Origin of the sequence: Streptomyces aurantiacus JA 4570 (genome assembly GCF_000414115.1) — a bacterium.
GTDB lineage: Bacteria > Actinomycetota > Actinomycetes > Streptomycetales > Streptomycetaceae > Streptomyces > Streptomyces aurantiacus_A.
Window position 1 is genome coordinate 1 of sequence record NZ_AOPZ01000110.1, and the last position, 22,830, is coordinate 22,830.

Sequence of the window (22,830 nt, forward strand, 5' to 3'; positions counted from 1 at the left end):
CAGCGGCGGCGGTGGCGGTGGCGCCGGGGGAGGCGGCGGTCTCTCGCAGCTCTCCTCGCTCGGCATCGGCGTCTCCCTCGACTTCCCCGGTCAGCACGCCGCGTTCGAGTCCAAGCCGCTCACCGAGGACCTGCGGGTCACCGGCGCCCCCACCGTGCGGGCCCATGTGAAGTCCGACAGCGAGGACACGGTCCTGTTCGGGAAGGTGTACGACGTCGGGCCGGGCGGCGACCAGCGGGTGCTGCCCGCCCAACTCGTCGCCCCGGTGCGGGTCGAGGGCGCCGTGGACGGCGCGAACGTCGACCTGACGCTGCCCGCCGTCGACCACGAGCTGAAGAAGGGCCACCGGCTGCGCCTCGTGCTCGCCGCGACCGACCTCGGCTATGCCTCACCGGCCGAACCGGCCGCGTACACGGTGTCGTTGAAGGGCGACCTGAAGGTTCCGACCGCCCCCGGTGTCGACACCCCGGCCGCGCCGCTGCCCGCCTGGGTGTGGTGGCTGCCGCTCACCGGCGCGGCCGTCGCGGCGGCCCTGCTCGCCCTCGGCCGCAGGCGGACCACGGCACCCGCGCCCGACCCTGCGCTCGCCGAAGTCCCCCTGCAGATCACGGACCTGAGCAAGCGGTACGCCAAGTCCACCGACCGGTACGCGGTCCGTGACCTCTCATTCCGCGTGGAGAAGGGCCAGGTCCTCGGCCTCCTCGGGCCGAACGGCGCGGGCAAGACGACGACCCTGCGCATGCTGATGGGCCTCATCAGCCCGGACGCGGGCGAGATCCGCGTCTTCGGCCGCGCCATCCGCCCCGGCGCGCCCGTCCTGTCCCGCGTCGGCGCGTTCGTAGAGGGCGCCGGATTCCTGCCCCACCTCTCCGGCCGGGAGAACCTGGAGCTGTACTGGAAGGCCACAGGACGCCCCGCCGAGGACGCCCACCTGGACGAGGCCCTTGAGATCGCCGGGCTCGGCGACGCCCTCGCCCGCGCCGTGCGGACGTACTCCCAGGGCATGCGCCAGCGCCTCGCCATCGCCCAGGCCATGCTGGGCCTGCCGGACCTCCTCATCCTCGACGAACCGACCAACGGCCTCGACCCGCCACAGATCCGCGAGATGCGCGAGGTCCTGATCCGGTACGCCGAGCACGGCCGCACCGTCATCGTCTCCAGCCACCTCCTCGCGGAGGTCGAGCAGTCCTGCACGCACCTGGTCGTCATGGACCGGGGCCGGCTCGTCCAGGCGGGCCCGGTCGACGAGATCATCGGCTCCGGAGACACGCTTCTGGTGGGCCTCGCCGCCGCCGTCCCCGACCCGCTGGTGGAGAAGGTGGCCTCCCTGCCGGGCGTGGCATCGGCGGTCCGGGCGGACGGTGGCCTGCTGGTGCGGTTCGCACCCGTGGCCGACGCCGGCCACACCGGTTCCTCCGCATCGCGGCTGCTCGTCGAGCTGGTCCGGCTCGAAGTCCCCGTCGAGTCCATCGGGCCGCACCGCCGCCTCGAGGACGCGTTCCTGACCCTGATCGGAGGCACCGCATGACGGCGACCGAGAGCACGCCGGACACGCTGGGCGCCGGCGAGGCGGGCCCGGCCGAGCGCGCCACCGCCCCCGGGTACCGCGCGGGGCGCACCCTGCCCCTGCGCGTCGAGGCGATCCGCCAGCTCAAGCGGCGGCGCACGCTGGTGATGGGCGGCGTGCTCGCCCTCCTGCCGTTCGTCCTGCTCATCGCGTTCGCCGTCGCGGGCTCGCCGGGCGGGCGCAACGGCGAGGTCACGCTGATGGACACGGCCACGGCGTCGGGAGCGAACTTCGCCGCCACCTGCCTGTTCGTCTCCGCGGGCTTCCTCCTCGTGATCCCCGTCGCGCTGTTCTGCGGGGACACCGTCGCCTCCGAAGCGGGCTGGTCCAGCCTCCGCTATCTGCTCGCCGCGCCCGTGCCGCGCGCCCGGCTGCTGTGGTCCAAGCTCGCCGTCGCGCTCGGCATGAGCGCCGCCGCGATGGTGCTGCTGCCCCTGGTCGCCCTCGCGGTCGGCGCGGCGGCGTACGGCTGGGGGCCGCTGGAGATCCCCACCGGCGGCACGCTCGACGCGGGCACGGCGGCGCGGCGCCTCGCGGTCGTCGTGGCGTATGTTTTCGTGTCCCAACTGGTCACCGCCGGGCTCGCGTTCTGGCTGTCCACGAAGACCGACGCCCCGCTGGGCGCGGTCGGCGGCGCCGTCGGCCTCACCATCGCCGGGAACGTCCTGGACGCCGTGACGGCCCTCGGCGGCTGGCGCGACTTCCTGCCCGCGCACTGGCAGTTCGCCTGGGCCGACGTGTTCCAGCCGACACCGGAGTGGGGCGGCATGATCCAGGGCTCGGCGATCTCGGTGACGTACGCGCTGGTGCTGTTCGCCCTGGCGTTCCGGGGGTTCTCGCGGAAGGACGTGGTGTCTTAAGAGGGCTCCGCGGCCCGGCGGGACGGAACTCCAACTTCCGCCCGCCGTGGCCGACTTGAGACGCTTCCGCAACGTACGGGATCGATCGTCCTGGGCCCCTCGGCCGTCACAGTCACGAGTGCCGACGACACGAGCTGACACGAGATGACACGAGCCGAGGGGCCGACCCATGGGACTACGCACGAGGAAACGCCGCGTACGGACACGCGGCCCACGCACCGGTCTTGCCGCCGTCGTCCTCGCGGGCGGCATGCTGCTCGCGGGCTGCAGCGGCGGCGGGAGCGACGACGGCGGCCGGGCCGCGAGCAAGGAGCGCGCGTCCGACGCCCTGCCCGCCCCCGACACCCCCCGCCACAACGCCCCCGCCCCGGCCCCCGACGACGCGCGGGGAGAACAGGACGGCGCGCGCCACGACATCGCCCCCGAGCCGGGCCCCGCCGACCTGCGCTCCACCTTCGCCCTGGACGTCGACACCGCCTCGTACGGCTTCGCGCGCCGCACGCTCGACCAGGGCCGCCTGCCCGACCCCTCGACGGTGCGCCCCGAGGAGTTCGTGAACAGCTTCCGGCAGGACTATCCGAAGCCCGACGGCGACGGCTTCTCCGTGACCGTCGACGGCGCCCGCACCGGAGCGGACGGCTGGTCCCTGATGCGCGTCGGCCTCGCCACGCGCCCGGACGACGGACGGAGCGAACGCCCGCCCGCCGCGCTCACCTTCGTCATCGACATCTCCGGCTCCATGGCCGAGCCGGGCCGCCTCGACCTGGTCAGGAAGTCCCTCGGCGTCATGACCGACCAGCTGCGCGACGACGACTCGGTCGCGCTCGTCACCTTCAGCGACCGCGCCGAGACCGTCCTGCCCATGACCCGCATCGGCGCCGGCCGCGACCGCGTGCACGCCGTGGTCGACCGGTTGCGCCCCACCAGCTCCACCAACGTGGAGGCGGGCATCGCCACCGGCTACGACACCGCCGCCCGCGGCCTGCGCGAAGGCGCCACCAACCGCGTCGTGCTGCTCTCGGACGCCCTCGCCAACACCGGCGACACCAGCGCCGACGGCATCCTGCGACGCGTCGACGAGGCCCGCCGCGCGCACGGCATCACGCTGTTCGGCGTCGGCGTCGGCAGCGACTACGGGGACGCCCTGATGGAGCGCCTCGCCGACCGGGGCGACGGCCACACCACGTACGTGGCCGACGAGGACGACGCCCGCGAGGTGTTCTGCGAGCGGCTGCCCGCGAACATCGACCTGCGCGCCCGCGACGCCAAGGCACAGGTGTCCTTCGACCCCGACACGGTCGAGCGGTTCCGGCTCATCGGGTACGACAACCGCCGGGTCGCCGACGACGACTTCCGCGACGACCGCGTGGACGGCGGGGAGGTCGGGCCGGGCCACACGGTGACGGCGCTGTACGCGGTGCGCATGAAGCCCGACGCGGACGGCCTCGCGGTCACGGTGAGCGTCCGCTGGCTCGACCCCGGCAGCCGCGCGCCCGACGAGGAGTCGGCCTCCGTCGACACAGGTGACCTGGACGGCACCCTGGGCAACGCCGACAAGGGCCTCCAAGTGGCCGCCACCGCCGCCTACTTCGCGGAGGGCCTGCGTACCGCGTACGACCCGCTGCCCGGCACCCCGACCCCCGCCGAACTGGAACGGCACGCGGCCGCTTTGGCATTCACGACAGGGGACAAGGCCGTGACCGACCTTGCGGACGGCATCCGCCGCGCGAACGAACTACGGGGCCGAGCCCCGTAACGAACTGTGGGGGCGAGCCCCGTAAGGGGCGCGGCGACCCGCGCGACCAGCGAGCAACCGAGCAGACGCGTCTGCGGCTCTTCGCGCGCTGAGCGCGCAGTTCCCCGCGCCCCTTACGGGGCGCCCGCCGACCCGCACATTTGCCGCTCCGCCCGCAACGGGTCGTTGGGAAAGCGGAAGGACGTCCGCTCAAAGGCACCGCTGACATTGAGCAGGAAACGCCGCGGCGTGAGCGGCGCACGCGTGGCAGCGCGGAGTTCCGCGAGCGGGCCGCAGCCGAGCGCGCGCCGCGCTGCGGCCACGCGGGCGGGGTCCATCCCGGCCGGCAGGCCACCGCCGCGGTCGGCGACGATCCACGCGTCGGGCAGCCACTTGTCGTGGCCGACGCGGCGGTGCGCGAGGCGCTCGGAGTGCGCGGCCAGAGGGTAGGCGAGGCCGATGGGATCGAGGGCGGCGCCGTCGAGGGGGACGGCGGTGCCGTTGAGGCCGAGGGTCGCGTAGAAGCCGGTCACCGAGGGGGAGGCGGCGTCCAGGCGGGTACGGGAGAGGAACAGCGCGGACGCGCCCGCGCGCCCGGCCGCCCGCACCTCGCGCGCGTACGCTGCGTTCTGCCGGTAGCCGCCGAAGGTGTGGTGGACGGGGTGGGCGGCCGCGTTCTGCCGGACGTACACACCGCGTTCGTCCGCGACACCGCCGGGCCCGATCCGCCCCTCGTACTCGATCCGCAGCACGGCGGCGCACACGACGGCCCACACGCCCACGCCGACGACGGCCGCCGTCCACGCGCGCGTGGCGGGCACCAGGAAGACCGGAAGCAGCAGCAGGAGCAGCCCCGGCAGGAACATCCGCGCGTGCATGAAGTCCCCGCCGACCTTGATGACGTACGCCCAGCAGAGCGCCCCCGCGAGGACGGGCGCGAGCGCCGGGACCAGCGGGACGGACGGCGTGCCGGACGAGCCGCCGCAGGGTTCGGCGAACCCGGTGAACTCCGCGAGCCGGGCGAACCCGGCGCGCCCCGCCGGCAGCAGCGCCGCGAGGACGAACAGGGTGGGCACCCACAGCAGATAGGGCCCGGCGAAGTCGCCGAGGTAGTGCAGGCCGCGCCCCCACAGGCTCTGCGATGCCTCCTTGGTGACGCCGGGCAGCGGCATCAGGTGTCCGTAGTAGCCCATGCGGAAGATCTCGTACGCGACGGGGAGCGCGCCCGCCGCGGCGGCACCGGCCAGCGCGGCGCGCAGGGAGGGGCGCGCGATGAGCCACTGCGCGCCCAGGAACACGGCGGACACCAGCGCCAGATCGGGCCGTACGAGCGGGCCGAGGCCGAGGACGAAGGCGGTGGCGAGCGAGCGGGGCCGCGCGACGAGCAGCAGCCAGGCGCCGCCGATCCAGCAGGTGGCGAGCCCCGTCTCCAGGCCGGAGGTGGCGAAGTCCCAGACGGGCGGCAGGGCGATCGGGACGAGGGCGCCGAGGGGGAGGAGGAGGCGGGGGTCTCGCGGCCGGGCGGCGCCACCGTCCGCCTGCGCCCCGCCCCCGCCGTGCAGGCGGACGGCCCCCCACGCGGCGAGCGCGAACCCGGCCGACGTGAGCAGCAGCCCGCCGTACACGGCGGCGGAGGCGATGTCCGCGCCCGGCAGCCCCGCGAGCACGAGCAGCCACTGCCACAGCGTCCCGGTGGACGACTCGGCGCGTTCGCCCGCGTTGAACACGGGCCCGTGGCCCGCGAGGATCTGCCGGACGGTGCGGACGTAGATGTGCCCGTCGTCGGACATCCAGCGCCGCTGGAACCCGGCGACGAGGATCACCAGCGCCGGCGCCAGACACAGCGCGGCCCGCAAGGGCGGCCGGGCGGCGGCGAGTTGGCCTCCGGAGCGCACGGCGGCCGGCCCGGCGGGCGCGCCGGAGGTACGGGCAGGGGTGCGTGTAGAAGTCATGCACCGTACTTCGGCGCAGCTCAGGGGTGGCTTGAACGGCGTACGGCGCTAGCGCCGCGAGTAGACGTGGAACAGCCCGTTGTCGCTCACGTACGCCGCCCGGAAGCCGCACTTCTCCAGCAGGTCGAGGCCCCGCTCCTGCGGGTAGGCGCGGAACGGGGAGCGTTGGTGGGCCTCGACGTGGCCGTCGTCCCGCCGCGTGACGTAGTAGTCCTTGACGTACCGGCCCTCGCCCGTCCGCCGGATCGTCTGGGCGTAGACAAGGCCGTCCGGAAGCTCGCGTGTGTGATCGTGGTGGGCGGGCTGCCTGGCGAGCAGGAGGACACCGCCGGGCCTGAGGGAGGCGTGGACGTTCCGGAGCCCTTGGATGTTGTCCGCGTCCTCCACCAGATGACTGCACAGCAGGGTGGCGCCCTCGGCGGCGTCCGGGTCGGGCGTGTGGTACCAGACCCCGCCGACGGAGAACGCGGCGTCGAAGTCCGCCGGTACGTCCATGCGCAGGACGTCCTGCCGTAGGAAGCGCGCCCGTTCGCCCACGCGGGCGCGGGCCTGGGCCAGCATGCTCTCGGTGTGGTCGATGCCGGTGATGTCCGGGGCGGCCCCCGCGGGGGCGAGTTCCAGGAGCTTCTCGACGACCAGGCCGGTGCCGGTGCCGATTTCCAGGAGACGGGGGCGGTCCGCGAGGAGGTCGAGGAGGGTGCGGGCGTAGTCGCCGTAGTCGTAGTAGCCCGAGGTCATGATCCGGTCGTAGTGGCCCGAGAGTGCCGCGTAGGAGTTGACCATGGGCGGACGGTAACCAGCGGGGCGAGACCGTTGCCAGAGGGCGTTTTGAGCCGCGCGGGCCGCCCGCGCCGGGGTCCCCGCGCGGCCCGGAGTTCTTCTGCGCGAACCATTGAATTTTCCTTACGCGTCGGTAAGTTGACGGCGGGACAAGGATCCGGGCCCGCGCCGAGCGAACGAACCGGGAGCCGTCATGGGCGTACGCAAGGACCTGAAGCAGGCGCGACGCCGCAGCGATCTGGCGGACCGGGCCAAGGCCGAGATCGTCAGGGACGAGCACGGCGTCGTACGGGAGGCCCGCACCCCCGCCCTCGCCGTCCCCGCCACCCGCGCCCGCACCGCCGACATCCCCTTCACCAACGCCACCGAGGCCCCCGACGCCGTCGTGCTGCGCCGCAAGGTGGCGGGCGAGTGGCGCCCCGTCACGGCGGCCGTCTTCGCCCGCGAGGTCACGGCGGCCGCGAAGGGCCTGATCGCGGCGGGACTCGAGCCCGGCGGCCGGGTCGCGGTGATGTCGCGTACGCGCTACGAATGGGCGGTGCTCGACTTCGCGATCTGGGCGGCGGGCGGTCAGACCGTGCCGGTGTACGCGACGTCGTCGGCCGAGCAGATCGAGTGGATCGTGCGGGACTCCGGCACCCGGCTGCTCATCGCCGAGACCGCGGAGAACGCGGAGACGGCGCGACGGGCGGTGGCCGGCCTTGAGACGCCCCCGGCGGTGTCGGTCATCGACGACGGCGCGGTCCTCGAACTCGCCGAGCGCGGAGCCGAGGTGAGCGACAAGGAGGTCACCGAGCGCCGCACGGCCCTCACGCCCGACTCCGTCGCGACCCTCTGCTACACCTCGGGAACCACCGGCAAACCCAAGGGCTGCGTCCTCACGCACGGCAATCTGCACGCCGAGGCCGCGAACACCGTCGACCTGATGCACCCGGTCTTCAAGGAGATCACCGGCCAGACGGCGTCGACCCTGCTGTTCCTGCCGCTGGCCCACATCCTGGGCCGCAGCATCCAGATCGCCTGCATGCTCGCCCGCATCGAACTCGGCCACTGCCCGAGTATCAAGCCGGACGAGCTCCGGCCCGAACTGCGGTCCTTCAGGCCGACGTTCGTCGTCGGCGTGCCGTACCTCTTCGAGCGGATCCACGACACCGGGCGCGCGACCGCCGAGAAGATCGGCCGCGGCGCCTCCTTCGACCGCGCCGACCGGATCGGCGTGCGCTTCGCGGAGGCGTACCTGAACAAGTTCCTGGGCCGTGGCCCGGGCCCGTCCCCCGGCCTCTATCTCGGCTGGGCGCTGTACGAACTCCTCGTCTACCGCCGCATCCGCAAGGAGGTCGGCGGCCGCCTCCGCTACGCGATCAGCGGCGGCTCCCCGCTCGACAAGCGCCTCAACCTCTTCTTCTACGGCGCGGGAATCATCATCTACGAGGGCTACGGACTGACGGAGACGACCGCGGCCGCCACCATCGTGCCGCCGCTCGGCCCGCGCCCCGGCACCGTCGGCACGCCCGTGCCTGGCTCGGCGATACGCATCGCGGACGACGGCGAGGTGCTCATCAAGGGCGGCATCGTCTTCACCTCGTACTGGAACAACAAGGAGGCCACGGACGCCGTCCTGGCCGGTGACTGGCTGGCGACCGGGGACCTCGGCTCGCTCGACGACGACGGCTACCTCACCATCACCGGCCGCAAGAAGGACCTCATCGTCACCTCCGGCGGCAAGAACGTCTCACCCGCCGTCCTGGAGGACCGCCTGCGCGGCCGCCCGCTCGTCGCCCAGTGCCTCGTCGTGGGCGACAACCGCCCGTACGTGGCCGCCCTCATCACCCTCGATCCGGAGGCCGTCGAGCACTGGCTCGCCGTACGCAAACGTCCCAAGGACACCCCGCTGTCCGCCCTGTGCCACGACCCGGACCTGCTGGCGGACATCCAGAAGGCCGTGGACTACACGAACGAGGCGGTCTCGCGCGCCGAGTCCATCCGCGGCTTCGCGGTCGTCGAGGGCGAGTTCACGGAGGACAACGGGCTGCTGACCCCGTCCATGAAGATCAAGCGACGGGCGGTGGCGGAGGCGTACGCGGAGGAGATCGAGGGGCTCTACGGCCGGCCGCGGTAGCGTGCCGCCGCGTCATCGCCCTCCTGGCGTGCACGAGATATTCCCGTTGCAGAGGCGTCCGGGGCTCTTTTAGCGTGTGGTGGTTCCGTCGGTGCCCATTCCGGGGTCCGGCGCTGTGTTTCGAGGTGATGACGTATCTCCCAGGCCAAGTAGCCGCTCGTCCTGAGGCTGTTTTCCGGTCGTCCGCTGCAGCGGGCTTCTGACGTATGTCTCGGCGGCGGTGCCCCCTCATGGCCTGGGCTCGTTGCACCCTGCTTCTCCCTGTCGCGCTGTAGGCGTGCGGGGGCATGCCCCCGCCCTCCGGTTCATCCCGGAATCCCGTGACCAGCAGGCCCGGCGCCTGCGCCCGGACCCACTGGGCATGCTGCTCTCCAGCGCGGGCCTGCTGCTGATCGCCTACCCGCTCACCGTGGGCGGCGAGCGGCGCTGGCCCGCCTGGAGCTTCGTCATGCTCGCCGCGGGCGTCGTCGCGCTGACCGTGTTCGTGGCCCAGCAACGGGCCAAGACCGCCAAGGACGGCTCCGCCCTGGTGGCGCTCTCCCTCTTCCAGAGCAAGGCGTTCACCGGCGGGCTCGCCGCCCATCTGGTCTTCGGTCTGGTCTCGGGCGTGCTCCTGCTGACGTGGGTGCTGTTCATGCAGTCCGGGCTCGGACTCTCGCCCGGGCAGTTCGCTCCGGCGTCCGTCGCCATCTCCATCGGCGGCATGGGCGGCGCGATGCTCGCCTCCAGGTGGGCGGGGCGCCACATGCGACGCGTGCCGCAGGCCGGGGCGGTACTGATCGCTCTCACCCTGGCCGGCTACCAGCTGCTGGTCTCCGCCCAGCAGACCGGTGTGCCGTTCGTGGCCGCCGTCGCCCCGATGATCCTCGTCGGAGCCGGTTTCGGCATGGTCGGCGCCGGACTGGCCGGTCTCACCCTCAGCCAGGTCGGCCACGAAGGCGCGGGCTCTGCGGCCGGACTGTTCAACACCGCCCTGCAGCTCGGCACCGCGCTCGGTATCGCGGCGGCCTCCGTGGTGTTCTTCGACCACGCCCCCGCGGGCAGCGACGGCACCACCGTGACCAGCGCCTTCGCAGGCAGCATCTGGTACGTCAGCGCCGCCCTGGTCGTGATGTGGGCGCTGATGTTCCGGCTCCCCAAACCGACCCGCTCCAACTGACACGAGGGGTAACGGTGCCGCGCACCATGTGGGTCCCGACACACCGGCGGCCTGCTGTATGGCGCCCCCGGCAGGACTCGAACCTGCGGCCAAGTGCTTAGAAGGCACCTGCTCTATCCACTGAGCTACGGGGGCCGGGTGGTGGCCGGTGGCCTGGAGCCCGGTGTGGGGTGGTCCGTGACCCTGCCGGGGGCCGTGGACCATGGACCGGGGACAAGGATAGGGCTCCTGGTGGCTTGTCCCTGGTGCTTCACCTCCGCCACGCGATGTGGAGGTTCGGTGAAGCGGTCCTGATAATCGCAGGCAGGTGCGAATCTCGCATCGCTTTTGGCGTCTGGCGCCCCGGGTGTTGTGCACTCGTTATGCCTGCGCCCCAGTCGCCTCTTCCATCGCGCGTGTCCGATCGGCGCGCAGGGGTGCCCATATGCTTCAGAAAGCCATCAAAATTGGGCATTCTTCGCATGTGGTGACCTTGGACGTACGGCCTCAACTGCTTGACGCACTCTCCGCCCTGCGTGAGCGTGTCGCCGCCGCACGCTTTCCGCTCCCCCTGCCGGGGGCGCCACGCGCGCGGACCAACCGTGACGAGCTTCTCGCACAGCTCGACGACTATCTGGTGCCCCGGCTGCGGGCCCCCGAAGCGCCATTGCTGGCCGTTGTGGGCGGCTCCACCGGCGCCGGCAAGTCCACGCTCGTGAACTCTCTGGTGGGACAACAGGTGAGCGAGGCGGGTGTGCTCCGGCCCACCACCCGTACGCCCGTCCTGGTGTGCCACCCGGAGGACCAGCACTGGTTCTCGGGCATGCGCGTCCTGCCGCAGCTCACGCGCGTGTGGGTACGCCGACGGGAGGGAGAGGGGGCCGATGGAGTGGGCCCGGACGGCGAGCGGCTGCTGCGCGTCGAGACCGCCGACACGCTGCCCCGCGGCCTCGCCCTCCTCGACGCCCCCGACATCGACTCCCTGGTCGCCGACAACCGCGTCCTCGCCGCCGAGCTGATCTGCGCCGCCGACGTGTGGGTGATGGTCACCACGGCATCCCGGTACGCCGACGCCGTGCCCTGGCACCTGCTGCGCACCGCCAAGGAGCACGACGCCACCCTCGTCACCGTCCTCGACCGCGTGCCCCACCAGGTCGTCGGCGAGGTGTCACGGCAGTACGGCGCCCTCCTCACCAAGGCCGGACTCGGCGACGTACCGCGCTTCACCGTCCCGGAGCTGCCCGAGTCCGCGGGCGGCGGCGGGCTCCTTCCCGCCACCGCCGTCGAGCCGCTGCGCGTCTGGCTCGAACACCGCGTGCAGGAACCGTCCTCCCGCAAACAGGCCATCGAACGCACCGCCTACGGAGTCCTCGCCTCACTGAACGCCCGCATGCCGGAACTCGCCGCCGCCGTCGCCGCCCAGTACGCGGCCGCCCTGCGGCTCACCTCCGCCGTCGACGACGCGTACGAATGCGAGCACGCGCGCGTACGGGAACGCCTGCAGGCAGGCGCCGCGCTCGCCGGAGACGCCCTGAAGCGCTGGCGCGCCTACCCCCTCGACTGCGGCCCCGGAGAGCTCCTGGACGCCATCGCCGAGAGCCTGGAGGCGCTCCTGCTGTGCGCCGTCACCGCCGCCGACGAACGCATCGACAACGCGTGGCGGCGCGAGCCGGCCGCCCAGGCTCCCGGACTCCTCCACCACGGCCGACGCGCCGAAACAGCCCTCTACGAAGACGACGACAGCCCCGAACACCGCATCGGCGTGGCCGTACGGCGCTGGCGGCGCGAACTCGAAGAACACGCCGAGGACGAGGTGCGCGCCCTCGACCGCGCCGACAAGAGCGCCCTGCCCGACGCCGAAGTCGTCGCCGCGCTGCTCGCCACCGCCCTGCTGGGCGGACGGCGGGCACGCACCGCCGGAGAGACCCTGGCCGAACGCATCGGCGCCCACGGCGCGCTGCGCCTGCGCGACCGCGGCGGCCGGCTGCTCACCGACTACCTGGACAAGGTCCTCGGCGCGGAGCGGGAGCGGCGCCTGGCCCCCCTCGACGCACTCGACGTCAACCCGGAGCCCCAGGCCGAGCTCATCGCCGCGCTTTCCGTACTGCAGAAGGAGAGGTGACCGCGGTGACCGCCGTCACAGGCCACACCGACCAGACGGGCCACATCGACCCCACGGACGACGTGGACAACGTGGATGACTTGGACGACGTGGATGACGTTGATGACTTGGACGACGTGGATGACTTGAAAAGTTCGGAGAGGTCGGGGGGGTCGGGGAGCTCGGAGGGCGTAGACCGCTCTGACCTCTCTGGTTCCTCCAGTCACTCCAGTTCCTCCAATTCCTGCAGTTCCTCCGGCCACGCAGAGCGGGACTCGCACGCCGGTGAGGGCGACGAAGACGGCGACCGCGCGGACGACGCCGAACGCGCCTGGGACGACGGGCTCATCGCGCGGCGCGTGGTGGTGGGTGCCTCCCCGGCGGACGGCGACTTCGCGGCGGTGAGGGGAGCGGTGGCCGGAGTGGTTGTCTCCGGTTCGTCGTCTCCGGGGGCGTCGCAGTCCTACGGAGAGTCAGCCGCGTACGACACCCCCTCTTCGTACGAGGGCGACGCCTCCGCTTCGTACGAGGGCGACGCCTCCGCGCAGAACACGACCGTCGCCTACGAAGGGGGCCTGCGGGGCCGGCTGGACGCGCTGCGCGAACTCATCGGGCTCTCCCGTACGCGGCTCGACAGCAAGACGCTCGCGGAGGCCGGGCAGGTGCTCGACGAGGCAGCGGCGCGCCGGCGGCTGTCCGACCGGCACACCGTCGTGGCCCTCGCGGGCGCCACGGGAAGCGGCAAGTCGACGCTCTTCAACGCTCTCGCGGGAGTGATGATCTCGGAGACCGGCGTACGCAGGCCGACCACCGCCGCGCCCATCGGGTGCAGCTGGACGGACGGCGCCGCCGGGCTGCTCGACCGGCTCGGCATCCCCGGGCGGCTGCGCAGACGGCCGCTCCAGGGCCCCGACACGCAGGTTCTGCAGGGCCTCGTACTCGTCGATCTGCCCGACCACGACTCGGCGGCGGCCGACCACCGCGAGCACGTGGACCGGATCCTCGGGCTCGTCGACGCGGTCATCTGGGTCGTCGACCCGGAGAAGTACGCCGACGCGATGCTGCACGAGCGCTATCTGCGGCCCATGGCGGGGCACGCGGAGGTCATGTTCGTCGTGCTCAACCAGGTGGACCGCCTCCCCGGAGACGCCGCCGACCAGGTGCTCGACGATCTGCGGCGGCTGCTCGACGAGGACGGCATCGCCCTCGGCGAACACGGCGAACCGGGCGCCACGGTGCTCGCGCTGTCCGCCCTCACCGGTGAGGGGGTCGACGAACTCCGCGAGGTGCTCGGCCAGTTCACGCGCGAGCGGGGCGCCGCGGTACGGCGCATCGAGGCGGACCTGGACGCGGCGGCGGCACGGCTGCGGCCGGTGTACGCCTGCGGGGCGGGGGCCGCGTCCGCGCGGGGCGCGATCGGGCTCAGCGAGGAGGCGCGCGAGGAGTTCTCCGACCGGCTCGCGGAGGCGGTGGGCGCGGCCGCGGCCGGGCAGGCCGCCGAGCGGGCCTGGCGCAGGCACGCCGGCAAGGCGTGCTCCGCGCCCTGGCTGCGGCTGTGGCGCTGGTACGAGGCGCAGCGCTCCCCGTACACCACGGGCAGGCACGTCCTGCGGCCCCCGGCGGACGAGGAGTCGACGGCACGCGCGCGCGTGGAGCACGCCGTGCGCACCGTCGCGGACGAGGCGGCGACCGGGCTGCCCGCGCCTTGGGGGCAGGCCGTGCGGGAGTCTGCGGCGCGCGGCGCGCAGGGGCTGCCCGAAGCCCTCGACGAGCTGGCGCTGCGGGCGGCGCTGCCGGACGGGCGGCCGCCGCGGCCCGGGTGGTGGCCGGTCGCGGTCCTGGCGCAGGCGGCGATGACGCTGCTTCAGGTCGTGGGCGGGCTGTGGCTGGTGGGGCAGATCGTCGGCATCGCGGAGCCGAACCTGGGCGTGCCGGTGCTGCTGATGGCCATGGGCATCGTCGGCGGGCCGTGTGTGGAGTGGGCCAGCGGTCTCGCGACGCGGGGGCCGGCGCGGCGGCACGGGTACGAGGCCGAGCGGCGGTTGCGGGAGGCGGCCGCGGGGTGCGGGCGGGCGCGGGTGCTCGATCCGGTGGCGGCGGAGCTGCTGCGGTACCGGGAGGTTCGGGAGCAGTACGTGCGGGTGGCTCGGCGGGCGTGAGGCGGCGGTGAGGGTGGGGGTGAGGGCGGCGCCAGGGTCGTCGGGGAAGCGGAACGGCGCCGTCGGGTGACGGAGTTGTCCACAACCGGGGGGTAGGACACAGGGCTCAGCGGGGTCCGGCCCGGCGGGTGCAGTCTGAGATCGCAGCCGCCGCCGACGTGGGAAACGCGAAGGCGGACGAGCGGCTGCGGATACAGACACAGCCGCGGCCGTGCGGGACGGGCCCGCACGCGGGTGGACGAGGGAGGGGTCGGCATGAACGACACGATGGTGACGGTGGTGGGGAACGTGGCGACGACGCCGGTGTTCCGGGAGCTTCCGTCCGGACCGGTGACACGCTTTCGGATCGCGGTGACGGCACGGCACTTCGACCGCACACGCAACGCCTGGACGGACGGGCACACCAACTTCTTCACGGTGTGGGCCTGGCGGCAGCTCGGCGTCAACACCCAGGGCTCGCTGGCAGTGGGTGAACCGGTCATCGTGCAGGGCAGGTTGAGGGTGCGGGACGAGGAGCGGGGCGGGCAGCACTGGCGGTCGGTGGACATCGACGCCTATGCGATCGGGCACGACCTCGCGCGCGGAACGTCGGCGTTCCGCCGCTCGGGCAGGACGACGGACTCCTCCGTGAAGGAGCGAAGTCCCGTGCGGGGAGCGGCGGATGAGCCGGAGTTCGAGCTCCCCGCGCGGCCCCAGCCCCAGCCTGAGCCGGAATCCCAGCCGGGGCCCCAGGCGGCGGAGCCTGAGCAGGAGTCCGGGTCGGGCACCGGGCAGCACGTCGGGTTGGAGGGGTTGGAGACCGAGCTGGAGCTGGACGCGGCACCGGTCGGGTGACGCCGCAGGGCGGGCCGTAGGCCCGCCCCGGCGCACGAAGCGGAACCATGGATTTGTCGATATGCCCAGCTCAGAAGGGGCGTTGTCGATAACAATTCCGATTCGGATCGGTTATCAGACGGCACTACCGGGAATCGCGATGCGCCACGTCCCTAGGATTCCGGGCGTGGCTCCGTGGGGCGGTTGAGGTCTGATCGGGGCGATCGGCAGGTGACCCTGCTCGGTTGAATCTGCTGGCGGGACCAGTCCCCCCATGTGAATGGGTCCCGCCCGGAGGGGATTTCTGTGTTTTCTGCGTTGTCAGGGTGTTCGTCGGTCAAGTCCCATGTGATGTCGTCGGCCCTGAGAAGCCAGGGCCGGGCCCGAGGTCGGAGCGCCGCCGCCCGCCTCGCCGCCGTGGCGGTCGTCTCCGGGCTCGCCGTGGCGGGCCTGTCGGGTACGGCGAGCGCGGCCACGGCGGTGGACACTCCTCAGCACGGAGGCGGGGCGAGCGCGACGCTCGGCGGCCTGAAGACGTACGGCCAGGCGGTCATCCGTGAGGAGGGCGCCAGCCAGAGGATCCCCGCGGGTCTCTTCGAGATGGCCGTGGACAACGGCGGCACCCTGCAGACCTACTGCGTCGACGTCCACAACCCCACGCAGAAGGACGCGAAGTACCAGGAGACCCCCTGGAACGGCACGTCCCTGAACAGCAATCCCCGGGCAGGCAAGATCCGCTGGATCCTGCAGCACTCCTATCCCCAGGTGAACAACCTCGCCGAGCTGGCGAGGAAGGCGGGCGCGGACTCGCTCACCGAGGAGTCGGCCGCGGCCGGCACACAGGTGGCGATATGGCGCTACTCCGACAAGGTCGATGTGGAGGCCGTCGACCCCCGGGCCGAGAAGCTCGCGGACTATCTGCAGCGCAGCGCGCGCAGCAGCCCGGAGCCGAAGGCGTCGCTGACCCTGGAGCCGCCGGCTGTCTCGGGGCGCGCGGGGAAGCGGCTCGGCCCGGTGACTGTGCGGACCGACGCGGAGAGCGTGAGCGTCACGCCGCCCGCGGACTCGGCGAGCGGGGTGAAGGTCGTCGGCAAGAACGGCAAGCAGATCAAGACGGCGGGCGACGGCAGCAGGCTGTACTTCGACGTGCCGAAGGGCACGCCCGACGGGACGGCCTCGCTGGAGGTGCAGGCGTCGACGACAGTGCCGGTCGGGCGGGCCTTCACCTCCGAGACCCGCAGCCAGACGCAGATACTCGCGGGCTCCAGCGAGTCGACGGTGTCCGCCGCGGCGACGGCGCACTGGGCGCAGAAGGGCGCGATCCCCGCGCTGTCCGCGGAGAAGAACTGCGCCAAGGGCGGTGTGGACATCACGGCGGGCAACAAGGGGGACGCGGCGTTCACCTTCAGCCTGATGGGGTTCAAGCACACCATCAAGGCCGGTGCGACGCGGACGGTGACGATACCGCTGCAGGAGGACCAGCCCTACGACTTCACCATCACGGGGCCGGGCGGATTCGAGAAGCGGTTCAAGGGAGTGCTCGACTGCAAGACCGAGGGCAGCGCGGTCGCCGTCGGCGGCAAGACGCAGCCCGCGCCGGAGCCGAGTCCCGCGTCAGCCGGCGGCACCTCCGGCGGCGGCGACCTCGCGGAGACCGGCGGCTCGAACGCGACGCCCCTGATAGCCGGCCTGGCGATCGCCCTGGTCGTGGTGGGCGGCGGAGCGGTGTTCCTGCTGCGCAAGAAGAAGGACCCGGCGGGGCGCGCGGAGGCGACCTCGTCCGAGGAGTGAGCGGACCGTGATCGACTGGGCACCGCCCGGGATGCCCGGGCGGTGCCGGGACGGGAGGCATGCGGCCCCCGACCGTGTTGGCTGGTCAGGGGCCGTTCGACGGGCCGGGCGTTGCGGGCGGCCGGGAGAGGTCAGCCGTGCTGCAGCGCGGCAAGGCCCTTCTGCAGGTCTTCGCTGTTCATCACCGGCTGGATCTCGATCTTCGCGCCGAGTCCCTCGAGGAGCGGTTCCGCGATCGTGGGGAGCTGTGAACTGTCCTGCATGTCGAAGACGAAGGTGCAGCACCGCCCACCCTCGCTGGGGCCGAAGTAGGCCGCCTCGGGCTTGAGCCGTTCCGTCATCGACTGCATGATCTTCGGCAGGTTGCCGCTCTTGAGTGCCTCGTTCGAGATCTGGGTGTCCAGATGTGCTCTCAGCATGACCCTCATCGCACGCGCTCCTTCAGTCCACCACGACCGGCGCGGTCCCGTCCGCGCTCGCTGAGACCCGGTGACGTCCCGCTCAGCCTCACCTCGAGCGATCGGGGCGGCAACATCTCGTCCGCCGTCGGTGTCGGCCTGGGCCGTCCCCGGGCCGAGTGCGGCCGCTCGGCGAGGGGAGCGGGTCACGGGCCCCGGACAGTACTGGTTTCCTCCGGGGGGTGGCTGTCAGGCAAGATGGGGTGTATCTGCCCACACACTGATTGCCGGACGGTTTCTCTTGGCTGAGTTCATCTACACCATGCGCAAGGCGCGCAAGGCGCACGGCGACAAGGTGATCCTCGACGACGTCACCTTGAACTTCCTGCCCGGCGCGAAGATCGGTGTCGTGGGTCCGAACGGCGCCGGTAAGTCCACGGTGCTCAAGATCATGGCGGGGCTCGAGCAGCCGTCGAACGGCGACGCGTTCCTGTCGCCGGGCTACTCGGTCGGCATGCTCCTGCAGGAGCCGCCGCTCGACGAGTCCAAGACGGTTCTGGAGAACGTCCAGGACGGCGCCGCCGAGATCATGGGCAAGCTCAGGCGGTTCAACGAGGTCGCCGAGCTGATGGCGACGGACTACTCGGACGCGCTGATGGAGGAGATGGGCAAGCTCCAGGAGGACCTCGACCACGCCAACGCGTGGGACCTGGACACCCAGCTCGAGCAGGCCATGGACGCCCTCGGCTGCCCGCCCGGCGACTGGCCGGTCACCAACCTCTCCGGTGGTGAGCGCCGCCGCGTCGCGCTGTGCAAGCTGCTGCTCGAGGCCCCCGACCTGCTGCTGCTCGACGAGCCCACCAACCACCTGGACGCCGAGTCCGTGCAGTGGCTGGAGCAGCACCTCGCGAAGTACCCCGGCACCGTCGTCGCCGTCACCCACGACCGGTACTTCCTGGACAACGTCGCCGAGTGGATCCTCGAGCTGGACCGCGGCCGCGCGCACCCGTACGAGGGCAACTACTCCACGTACCTGGACAAGAAGGCCACCCGCCTGAAGGTCGAGGGGCAGAAGGACGCCAAGCGTGCGAAGCGTCTGAAGGAAGAGCTGGAGTGGGTCCGCTCCAACGCCAAGGGCCGGCAGGCCAAGTCCAAGGCGCGACTCTCCCGCTACGAGGAGATGGCCGCCGAGGCCGACAAGATGCGGAAGCTGGACTTCGAGGAGATCCAGATCCCGCCGGGCCCGCGCCTGGGCAACATCGTCGTCGAGGTGGAGAACCTCTCGAAGGCGTTCGGCGAGAAGGTCCTCATCGACGACCTGAGCTTCACGCTGCCGCGCAACGGCATCGTCGGCATCATCGGTCCGAACGGCGCCGGCAAGACCACGCTGTTCAAGATGATCCAGGGCCTGGAGGCGGCGGACTCGGGCTCCATCAAGGTCGGCGACACCGTCAAGATCTCCTACGTCGACCAGGGTCGCGCGAACATCGACCCGAAGAAGACGCTGTGGGCCGTGGTGTCGGACGAGCTGGACTACATCAACGTGGGCCAGGTCGAGATGCCGTCGCGCGCGTATGTGTCGGCGTTCGGGTTCAAGGGCCCGGACCAGCAGAAGCCGGCGGGCGTGCTCTCCGGCGGTGAGCGCAACCGGCTGAACCTGGCGCTGACCCTCAAGCAGGGCGGCAACCTGCTGCTCCTCGACGAGCCCACCAACGACCTGGACGTGGAGACGCTGTCTTCGCTGGAGAACGCGCTCCTCGAGTTCCCGGGCTGCGCCGTGGTCGTCTCTCACGACCGGTGGTTCCTGGACCGCGTCGCGACGCACATCCTCGCGTACGAGGGCGAGTCCAAGTGGTTCTGGTTCGAGGGCAACTTCGAGGCGTACGAGAAGAACAAGATCGAGCGGCTCGGTCCGGACGCGGCCCGGCCGCACCGCGCCACGTACAAGAAGCTCACCCGGGGCTGACATGGCGCGTCACATCTACGAATGCCCGCTGCGGTGGTCGGACATGGATGCCTTCGGGCACGTCAACAACGCCGTCTTCCTGCGGTACTTGGAAGAGGCGCGGATCGACTTCATGTTCCGGCTCTCGACCGAGGGTGACGACGGGCCGTCGTTCTCGGGCGGGTCCGTGGTGGCGCGCCACGAGATCGACTATCTGCGGCCGTTGGTGCACCGGCACAAGCCGGTGACCATCGAGTCGTGGGTGACGAAGATCGGTGCCGCGTCGCTGACGATTTCGTACGAGATAAAGGAGCCGGAGTCCGGCGGGCAGGTGTATGTGCGGGCGACGACGATCGTCGTTCCGTTCGACCTGCGGGCGCAGCGGCCGCGCCGGATCACCGCCGAGGAGCGGGCCGTCCTGGAGGAGTACCGCGACGGGGACGTGGCGAGCGCCGGTGCGGGGGCGCTCGTCGCATGACCGTGCGACTGCACTTCGCCGATGCCGGGGAGGCGGCGGATCTCGCCGCCTTCCTGGCCCGGCTGATCCACTACGACAAGGCGGCGGCGGTGCGGTTGCAGGCCGCGGGGGAGACCCTGGCGGTGTTCGGGCGGCCGCCGTCGTTCGAGGTGCTCGCGATTCGTACGGCGCGGCTTGCCAAGCCGTACGAGTACGGGCTCGACACGTCCCTCGACGTGACCGTCTCCGCCGGTGAGCTGCTGGAGTCCGTGGGGGAGTCGGCCGACGCCGTGGAGACGGCGGGGACGATGGTCGTGCCCGCGGCGGTCACGGGGCCGCCCTGGGCCGGGGTGCTGCCGCCCCGGGGCGGGTGGCGGCAGGTCGCCGGGCTGCCGTCGATGAGTGAGGTGCGGGCCCTGGTGCAGGGGGCTGTCGCCGAATTCCGGTCCCGGGTCGAGGAGTTGGCGCCCGAGCTGCGGGTTCGGGCCGAGCTTGATCGGGTGGGTCGGGAGATTTGGTCCCGGGTGGTGCCGGGGACGGAGCTGCCTGTGCGGGCCGCGCATGCGGCACAAGCCTTGGGCTTTTTGCGGGGTGAGGCGTTGGACCTGCTGTCGGCTGGGGCCTGGCTGCGGCTGCGTACGCCCTATGGGTCTGTCGCCTTGCGGCGGGCGGGGGCTGGGACGCTTACCGTCACGCCGGCCTGACGGCTGGCGTCGGCCGGGGGCTGTGCCCACCCGTTCCGCCGTGCGGAACGCCTGCCCACAGCGGTTGCGGTAGCGGGGTGGCGCACCTGCCCACAGCGGTAGCGATAGCGGTTGCGGGGCGGAGCGCCTGCCCACAGCAGGAACGGCGGAACGCCTGCCCGCAGCAGGAGCAGGGGCGTTCCGTTCGTGTCAGCCAGGGGTGTTGACCATGGAGGCTGCCGCGTAGGTCAGGTAGTTCCAGAGGGTGCGTTCGTGTTCCTCGGAGAGGTTCAGGGCGTCGACAGCCGCGCGCATGTGCTTGAGCCAGGCGTCGTGGGCTTCCCTGTTGACCGTGAAGGGGGCGTGGCGCATGCGGAGGCGAGGGTGGCCCCGGTTGTCGCTGTAGGTGCGGGGGCCGCCCCAGTACTGCATCAGGAACAGGGCGAGGCGCTCCTCGGCCGGGCCGAGGTCCTCCTCCGGATACATCGGCCGGAGCAGCGGGTCCTCCGCGACTCCCTGGTAGAAGAGGTGCACCAGGCGCCTGAAGGTCTCCTCGCCGCCGACCTGTTCGTAGAAGGTCTGCTCCTGAAGCGTGCCGCGCGGGATCTCGTTCACTCCTCCATGGTCTCAGACGCGACGGACGAGGACGGAAGGCTTAGGACCACTCGCCTCAGGCGGCTCGGGGCAGCACAGTGGGGGGTATGGGTGCGCATGCTCCGCTCGCTGAGGAATCCGGTGGACCCGACCCCGTGCAGGCCGCCGAGGCACGGGCCGCGCTGGTGCGGGAGATCGAGGGCAGCGGTGCCTGGGACGACGATCCGGCCTGGCGGGAGGCGTTCCAGGAGGTGCCGCGGCACCTCTTCGTGCCGTACTACTACGTGAGCACGGGCGGCGGGTACGAGCGGCTGTGGGGCGAGGACCCGGATCCGGTGCGACGGGCGCGCTGGCTGCGCGGGGCGTACGCGGACGCGCCGCTGGCCACCCGGGTGCGGGACGGGGAACTGGTCTCCTCCAGCAGCCAGCCCTCGCTGATGGCCAAGATGCTCGTCGAACTGCACGTCGGTGACGGTGCCGAGCACGACGTACTGGAGATCGGGGCCGGAACCGGGTACAACGCGGGGCTGCTCGCGCATCGGCTCGGGGACGAGCACGTCACCACCGTCGATCTCGACCCGGAGATCACCGAGTCCGCGCGGCGGCATCTGGCGGCCGCCGGGTACCGGCCGGCCGTCGTGACCGGTGACGGCGCCGCGGGCTGTCCGCAGCGGGCGCCCTTCGACCGGATCATCGCGACCTGCACGCTCCATTCGGTGCCGCGCGCCTGGCTCGGGCAGTGCCGCCCGGGCGCGCGGGTGCTCGCGCCGCTCGCCACCGGGCTCATCGCGCTGCGGGTGGCGGACGCCGAGCACGCGGAGGGGCGGTTCCTGCACACACCCGCGTACTTCGTGCCGTTGCGCGGCGGAAACGGCCGCCTCGCGGCGCACGAGCAGCACATCGGGGGGCTGCCGCGCCGGGCGCTGCAGAACGAGCTGTTCCGCTTCCTGCTCGAACTGACCGCGGGGAGCCTCGACCCGCACGAGGCGCTGGCGCTGTGGCAGCGGGAGCGGCGGCCGGTGCGGGAGCGGTTCGGGGTCACGGTCAGCGGGGAGTACGCGTGGGCGTGGCTGGACGACCCCGAAGGGCCGTACGCCTGGCCGCTGTGACGGCGGTGAGGCGTACGGCCCTTTCCGATGGGTCCGGGGTCAGTCGCGGCGGACGGTGATCGTCGTCCAGGCGCCGACGTGCACCTGGTCGCCGTCCTGGAGCGGTATCGGGACGAAGGGCTGGATGGGCTCCTCGCCGCCGTTGACCGTGGTGCCGTTGGTCGAGTTCTGGTCGACGACCGCCCAGCCGCCGTCCGGCTGCTGGACCAGGACCGCGTGCTGGTGCGATACGCCCGGGTCCTCCGGCGGCACCGACAGGTCGATGTCGGGAGTGTCGCCGGTGGAGTGGCGGCGGCGGCCGATCGTGATCTGGTTGCCGATGAGCGGACGCTGCTGCTCCGGGGAGTACGCGGGCAGGTTCAGGCCCGTGGCCTCGGGGCCGCTGCGCTGCATCATCGCCATGAAGTACTCACGGTCGGGGCCGATGGTCGCCGTCCAGGACGCCGGGCCCTGCGGCTGCGGGGCCGGGCCGGGGCCGCCGGGGTAGCCCTGCGGGGGTCCCTGGGCCGGAGCGCCGGGGCCACCCGGGCCGCCGGGACCGCCCTGGCCGGGGGCCGTGGACGACGGGGGCGAGAGGACCCAGTCGTCACCGCCGCCGCCGAAGGACGGCGCGGACGAGCCACCGGGTC

18 protein-coding genes and 1 tRNA gene are annotated in these 22,830 nt (G+C 72.3%); 13 read left to right on the top strand and 6 right to left on the bottom strand.

From position 1 onward, the window contains the following. The 3 genes from STRAU_RS13625 to STRAU_RS13635 form a co-directional block, all read left to right on the top strand. Positions 1-1,528 (top strand): ATP-binding cassette domain-containing protein (locus STRAU_RS13625; protein ID WP_037659182.1); only part of this gene is annotated, 1,528 nt, incomplete at its 5' end. Further along, positions 1,525-2,427 (top strand): ABC transporter permease, encoded by a 903-nt coding sequence (locus STRAU_RS13630; protein ID WP_016640894.1) that lies wholly within the window; start codon positions 1,525-1,527, stop codon positions 2,425-2,427. The genes STRAU_RS13625 and STRAU_RS13630, both read left to right, overlap by 4 nt. 169 nt (positions 2,428-2,596) lie before the next feature. Beyond that, positions 2,597-4,183, top strand: a complete 1,587-nt coding sequence (locus STRAU_RS13635) for a YfbK domain-containing protein (RefSeq protein ID WP_037659184.1) — start codon at positions 2,597-2,599, stop codon at positions 4,181-4,183. Between the two features lie 113 nt (positions 4,184-4,296). On the opposite strand, the gene STRAU_RS13640 is transcribed toward STRAU_RS13635, so the two are convergent. Beyond that, positions 4,297-6,114, bottom strand: a complete 1,818-nt coding sequence (locus STRAU_RS13640; protein WP_078621191.1) for an arabinofuranosyltransferase AftB family protein — start codon at positions 6,112-6,114, stop codon at positions 4,297-4,299. Between the two features lie 48 nt (positions 6,115-6,162). Next, positions 6,163-6,897: a class I SAM-dependent methyltransferase gene (locus STRAU_RS13645; protein WP_016640897.1), complete on the bottom strand. Its 735-nt coding sequence runs from the start codon at positions 6,895-6,897 to the stop codon at positions 6,163-6,165. A 190-nt stretch (positions 6,898-7,087) separates the two neighbouring features. Between STRAU_RS13645 and STRAU_RS13650 the strand changes: the two genes are divergently transcribed. After that, the gene (locus STRAU_RS13650) at positions 7,088-9,013 is read left to right on the top strand and encodes an AMP-dependent synthetase/ligase (RefSeq protein ID WP_016640898.1); all 1,926 of its coding nucleotides are present in this window, start codon (positions 7,088-7,090) and stop codon (positions 9,011-9,013) included. Between the two features lie 361 nt (positions 9,014-9,374). Continuing rightward, positions 9,375-10,172, top strand: coding sequence for an MFS transporter (locus STRAU_RS13655; RefSeq protein WP_016640899.1), 798 nt, complete (start codon positions 9,375-9,377; stop codon positions 10,170-10,172). A 59-nt stretch (positions 10,173-10,231) separates the two neighbouring features. Here the strand turns inward: STRAU_RS13655 and STRAU_RS13660 are convergent. Beyond that, positions 10,232-10,307 (bottom strand) — tRNA-Arg (locus STRAU_RS13660). Positions 10,308-10,635: 328 nt separating this feature from the next. On the opposite strand from STRAU_RS13660, the gene STRAU_RS13665 reads away from it, so the two are divergent. The 4 genes from STRAU_RS13665 to STRAU_RS13680 all read left to right on the top strand — a co-directional run bounded on the left by STRAU_RS13665 (position 10,636) and on the right by STRAU_RS13680 (position 17,015). Beyond that, positions 10,636-12,273, top strand: a complete 1,638-nt coding sequence (locus tag STRAU_RS13665) for a dynamin family protein (protein WP_016640900.1) — start codon at positions 10,636-10,638, stop codon at positions 12,271-12,273. Next, entirely contained in the window at positions 12,270-14,411 is a 2,142-nt protein-coding gene (locus tag STRAU_RS13670; RefSeq protein WP_016640901.1) for a YfjP family GTPase, read from the top strand. The genes STRAU_RS13665 and STRAU_RS13670 overlap by 4 nt, the downstream gene beginning before the upstream one ends. A 255-nt stretch (positions 14,412-14,666) precedes the next feature. Further along, positions 14,667-15,245: a single-stranded DNA-binding protein gene (locus STRAU_RS13675; RefSeq protein WP_063890354.1), complete on the top strand. Its 579-nt coding sequence runs from the start codon at positions 14,667-14,669 to the stop codon at positions 15,243-15,245. Between the two features lie 330 nt (positions 15,246-15,575). Next, positions 15,576-17,015 (top strand): Cys-Gln thioester bond-forming surface protein, encoded by a 1,440-nt coding sequence (locus STRAU_RS13680; RefSeq protein ID WP_052029075.1) that lies wholly within the window; start codon positions 15,576-15,578, stop codon positions 17,013-17,015. A 131-nt stretch (positions 17,016-17,146) separates the two neighbouring features. Here STRAU_RS13680 and STRAU_RS13685 read toward each other — a convergent pair whose 3' ends face one another. Next, positions 17,147-17,443 carry a DUF3303 family protein gene (locus STRAU_RS13685; RefSeq protein WP_037659188.1) on the bottom strand — a complete coding sequence of 99 codons (297 nt, stop codon included), beginning with the start codon at positions 17,441-17,443 and terminating at the stop codon, positions 17,147-17,149. A gap of 271 nt (positions 17,444-17,714) precedes the next feature. On the opposite strand from STRAU_RS13685, the gene ettA reads away from it, so the two are divergent. Genes ettA through STRAU_RS13700 form a run of 3 tightly spaced genes read left to right on the top strand, consistent with a single transcriptional unit; the run spans position 17,715 to position 20,519 of the window. After that, positions 17,715-19,379: an energy-dependent translational throttle protein EttA gene (gene ettA, locus STRAU_RS13690; RefSeq protein ID WP_016640905.1), complete on the top strand. Its 1,665-nt coding sequence runs from the start codon at positions 17,715-17,717 to the stop codon at positions 19,377-19,379. Position 19,380: 1 nt separating this feature from the next. Then, the gene (locus STRAU_RS13695; protein ID WP_016640906.1) at positions 19,381-19,836 is read left to right on the top strand and encodes an acyl-CoA thioesterase; all 456 of its coding nucleotides are present in this window, start codon (positions 19,381-19,383) and stop codon (positions 19,834-19,836) included. Continuing rightward, entirely contained in the window at positions 19,833-20,519 is a 687-nt protein-coding gene (locus tag STRAU_RS13700) for a DUF8010 domain-containing protein (RefSeq protein WP_016640907.1), read from the top strand. The genes STRAU_RS13695 and STRAU_RS13700 overlap by 4 nt, the downstream gene beginning before the upstream one ends. A 189-nt stretch (positions 20,520-20,708) precedes the next feature. Here the strand turns inward: STRAU_RS13700 and STRAU_RS13705 are convergent, their stop codons facing one another. Next, positions 20,709-21,113 carry a globin gene (locus tag STRAU_RS13705; protein WP_016640908.1) on the bottom strand — a complete coding sequence of 135 codons (405 nt, stop codon included), beginning with the start codon at positions 21,111-21,113 and terminating at the stop codon, positions 20,709-20,711. Positions 21,114-21,199: 86 nt separating this feature from the next. Between STRAU_RS13705 and STRAU_RS13710 the strand changes: the two genes are divergently transcribed. Next, on the top strand, positions 21,200-22,201 hold the full coding sequence (locus STRAU_RS13710; RefSeq protein ID WP_052029076.1) for a methyltransferase domain-containing protein: 1,002 nt from the start codon (positions 21,200-21,202) through the stop codon (positions 22,199-22,201). Between the two features lie 39 nt (positions 22,202-22,240). Here the strand turns inward: STRAU_RS13710 and STRAU_RS13715 are convergent. Beyond that, a partial coding sequence (locus STRAU_RS13715; RefSeq protein WP_037659191.1) for an FHA domain-containing protein occupies positions 22,241-22,830 on the bottom strand: 590 nt, incomplete at its 5' end.

What these genes read in the sequence shown, in the direction of transcription:
- STRAU_RS13630 (WP_016640894.1), top strand. Translation starts at nt 1,525, where the DNA reads ATGACGGCGACCGAGAGCACGCCGGACACGCTGGGCGCCGGCGAGGCG.
- STRAU_RS13635 (WP_037659184.1), top strand. Translation starts at nt 2,597, where the DNA reads ATGGGACTACGCACGAGGAAACGCCGCGTACGGACACGCGGCCCACGC.
- STRAU_RS13640 (WP_078621191.1), bottom strand. Translation starts at nt 6,114, where the DNA reads ATGACTTCTACACGCACCCCTGCCCGTACCTCCGGCGCGCCCGCCGGG.
- STRAU_RS13645 (WP_016640897.1), bottom strand. Translation starts at nt 6,897, where the DNA reads ATGGTCAACTCCTACGCGGCACTCTCGGGCCACTACGACCGGATCATG.
- STRAU_RS13650 (WP_016640898.1), top strand. Translation starts at nt 7,088, where the DNA reads ATGGGCGTACGCAAGGACCTGAAGCAGGCGCGACGCCGCAGCGATCTG.
- STRAU_RS13655 (WP_016640899.1), top strand. Translation starts at nt 9,375, where the DNA reads ATGCTGCTCTCCAGCGCGGGCCTGCTGCTGATCGCCTACCCGCTCACC.
- STRAU_RS13675 (WP_063890354.1), top strand. Translation starts at nt 14,667, where the DNA reads ATGAACGACACGATGGTGACGGTGGTGGGGAACGTGGCGACGACGCCG.
- STRAU_RS13680 (WP_052029075.1), top strand. Translation starts at nt 15,576, where the DNA reads ATGTCGTCGGCCCTGAGAAGCCAGGGCCGGGCCCGAGGTCGGAGCGCC.
- STRAU_RS13685 (WP_037659188.1), bottom strand. Translation starts at nt 17,443, where the DNA reads ATGAGGGTCATGCTGAGAGCACATCTGGACACCCAGATCTCGAACGAG.
- STRAU_RS13695 (WP_016640906.1), top strand. Translation starts at nt 19,381, where the DNA reads ATGGCGCGTCACATCTACGAATGCCCGCTGCGGTGGTCGGACATGGAT.
- STRAU_RS13700 (WP_016640907.1), top strand. Translation starts at nt 19,833, where the DNA reads ATGACCGTGCGACTGCACTTCGCCGATGCCGGGGAGGCGGCGGATCTC.
- STRAU_RS13710 (WP_052029076.1), top strand. Translation starts at nt 21,200, where the DNA reads ATGGGTGCGCATGCTCCGCTCGCTGAGGAATCCGGTGGACCCGACCCC.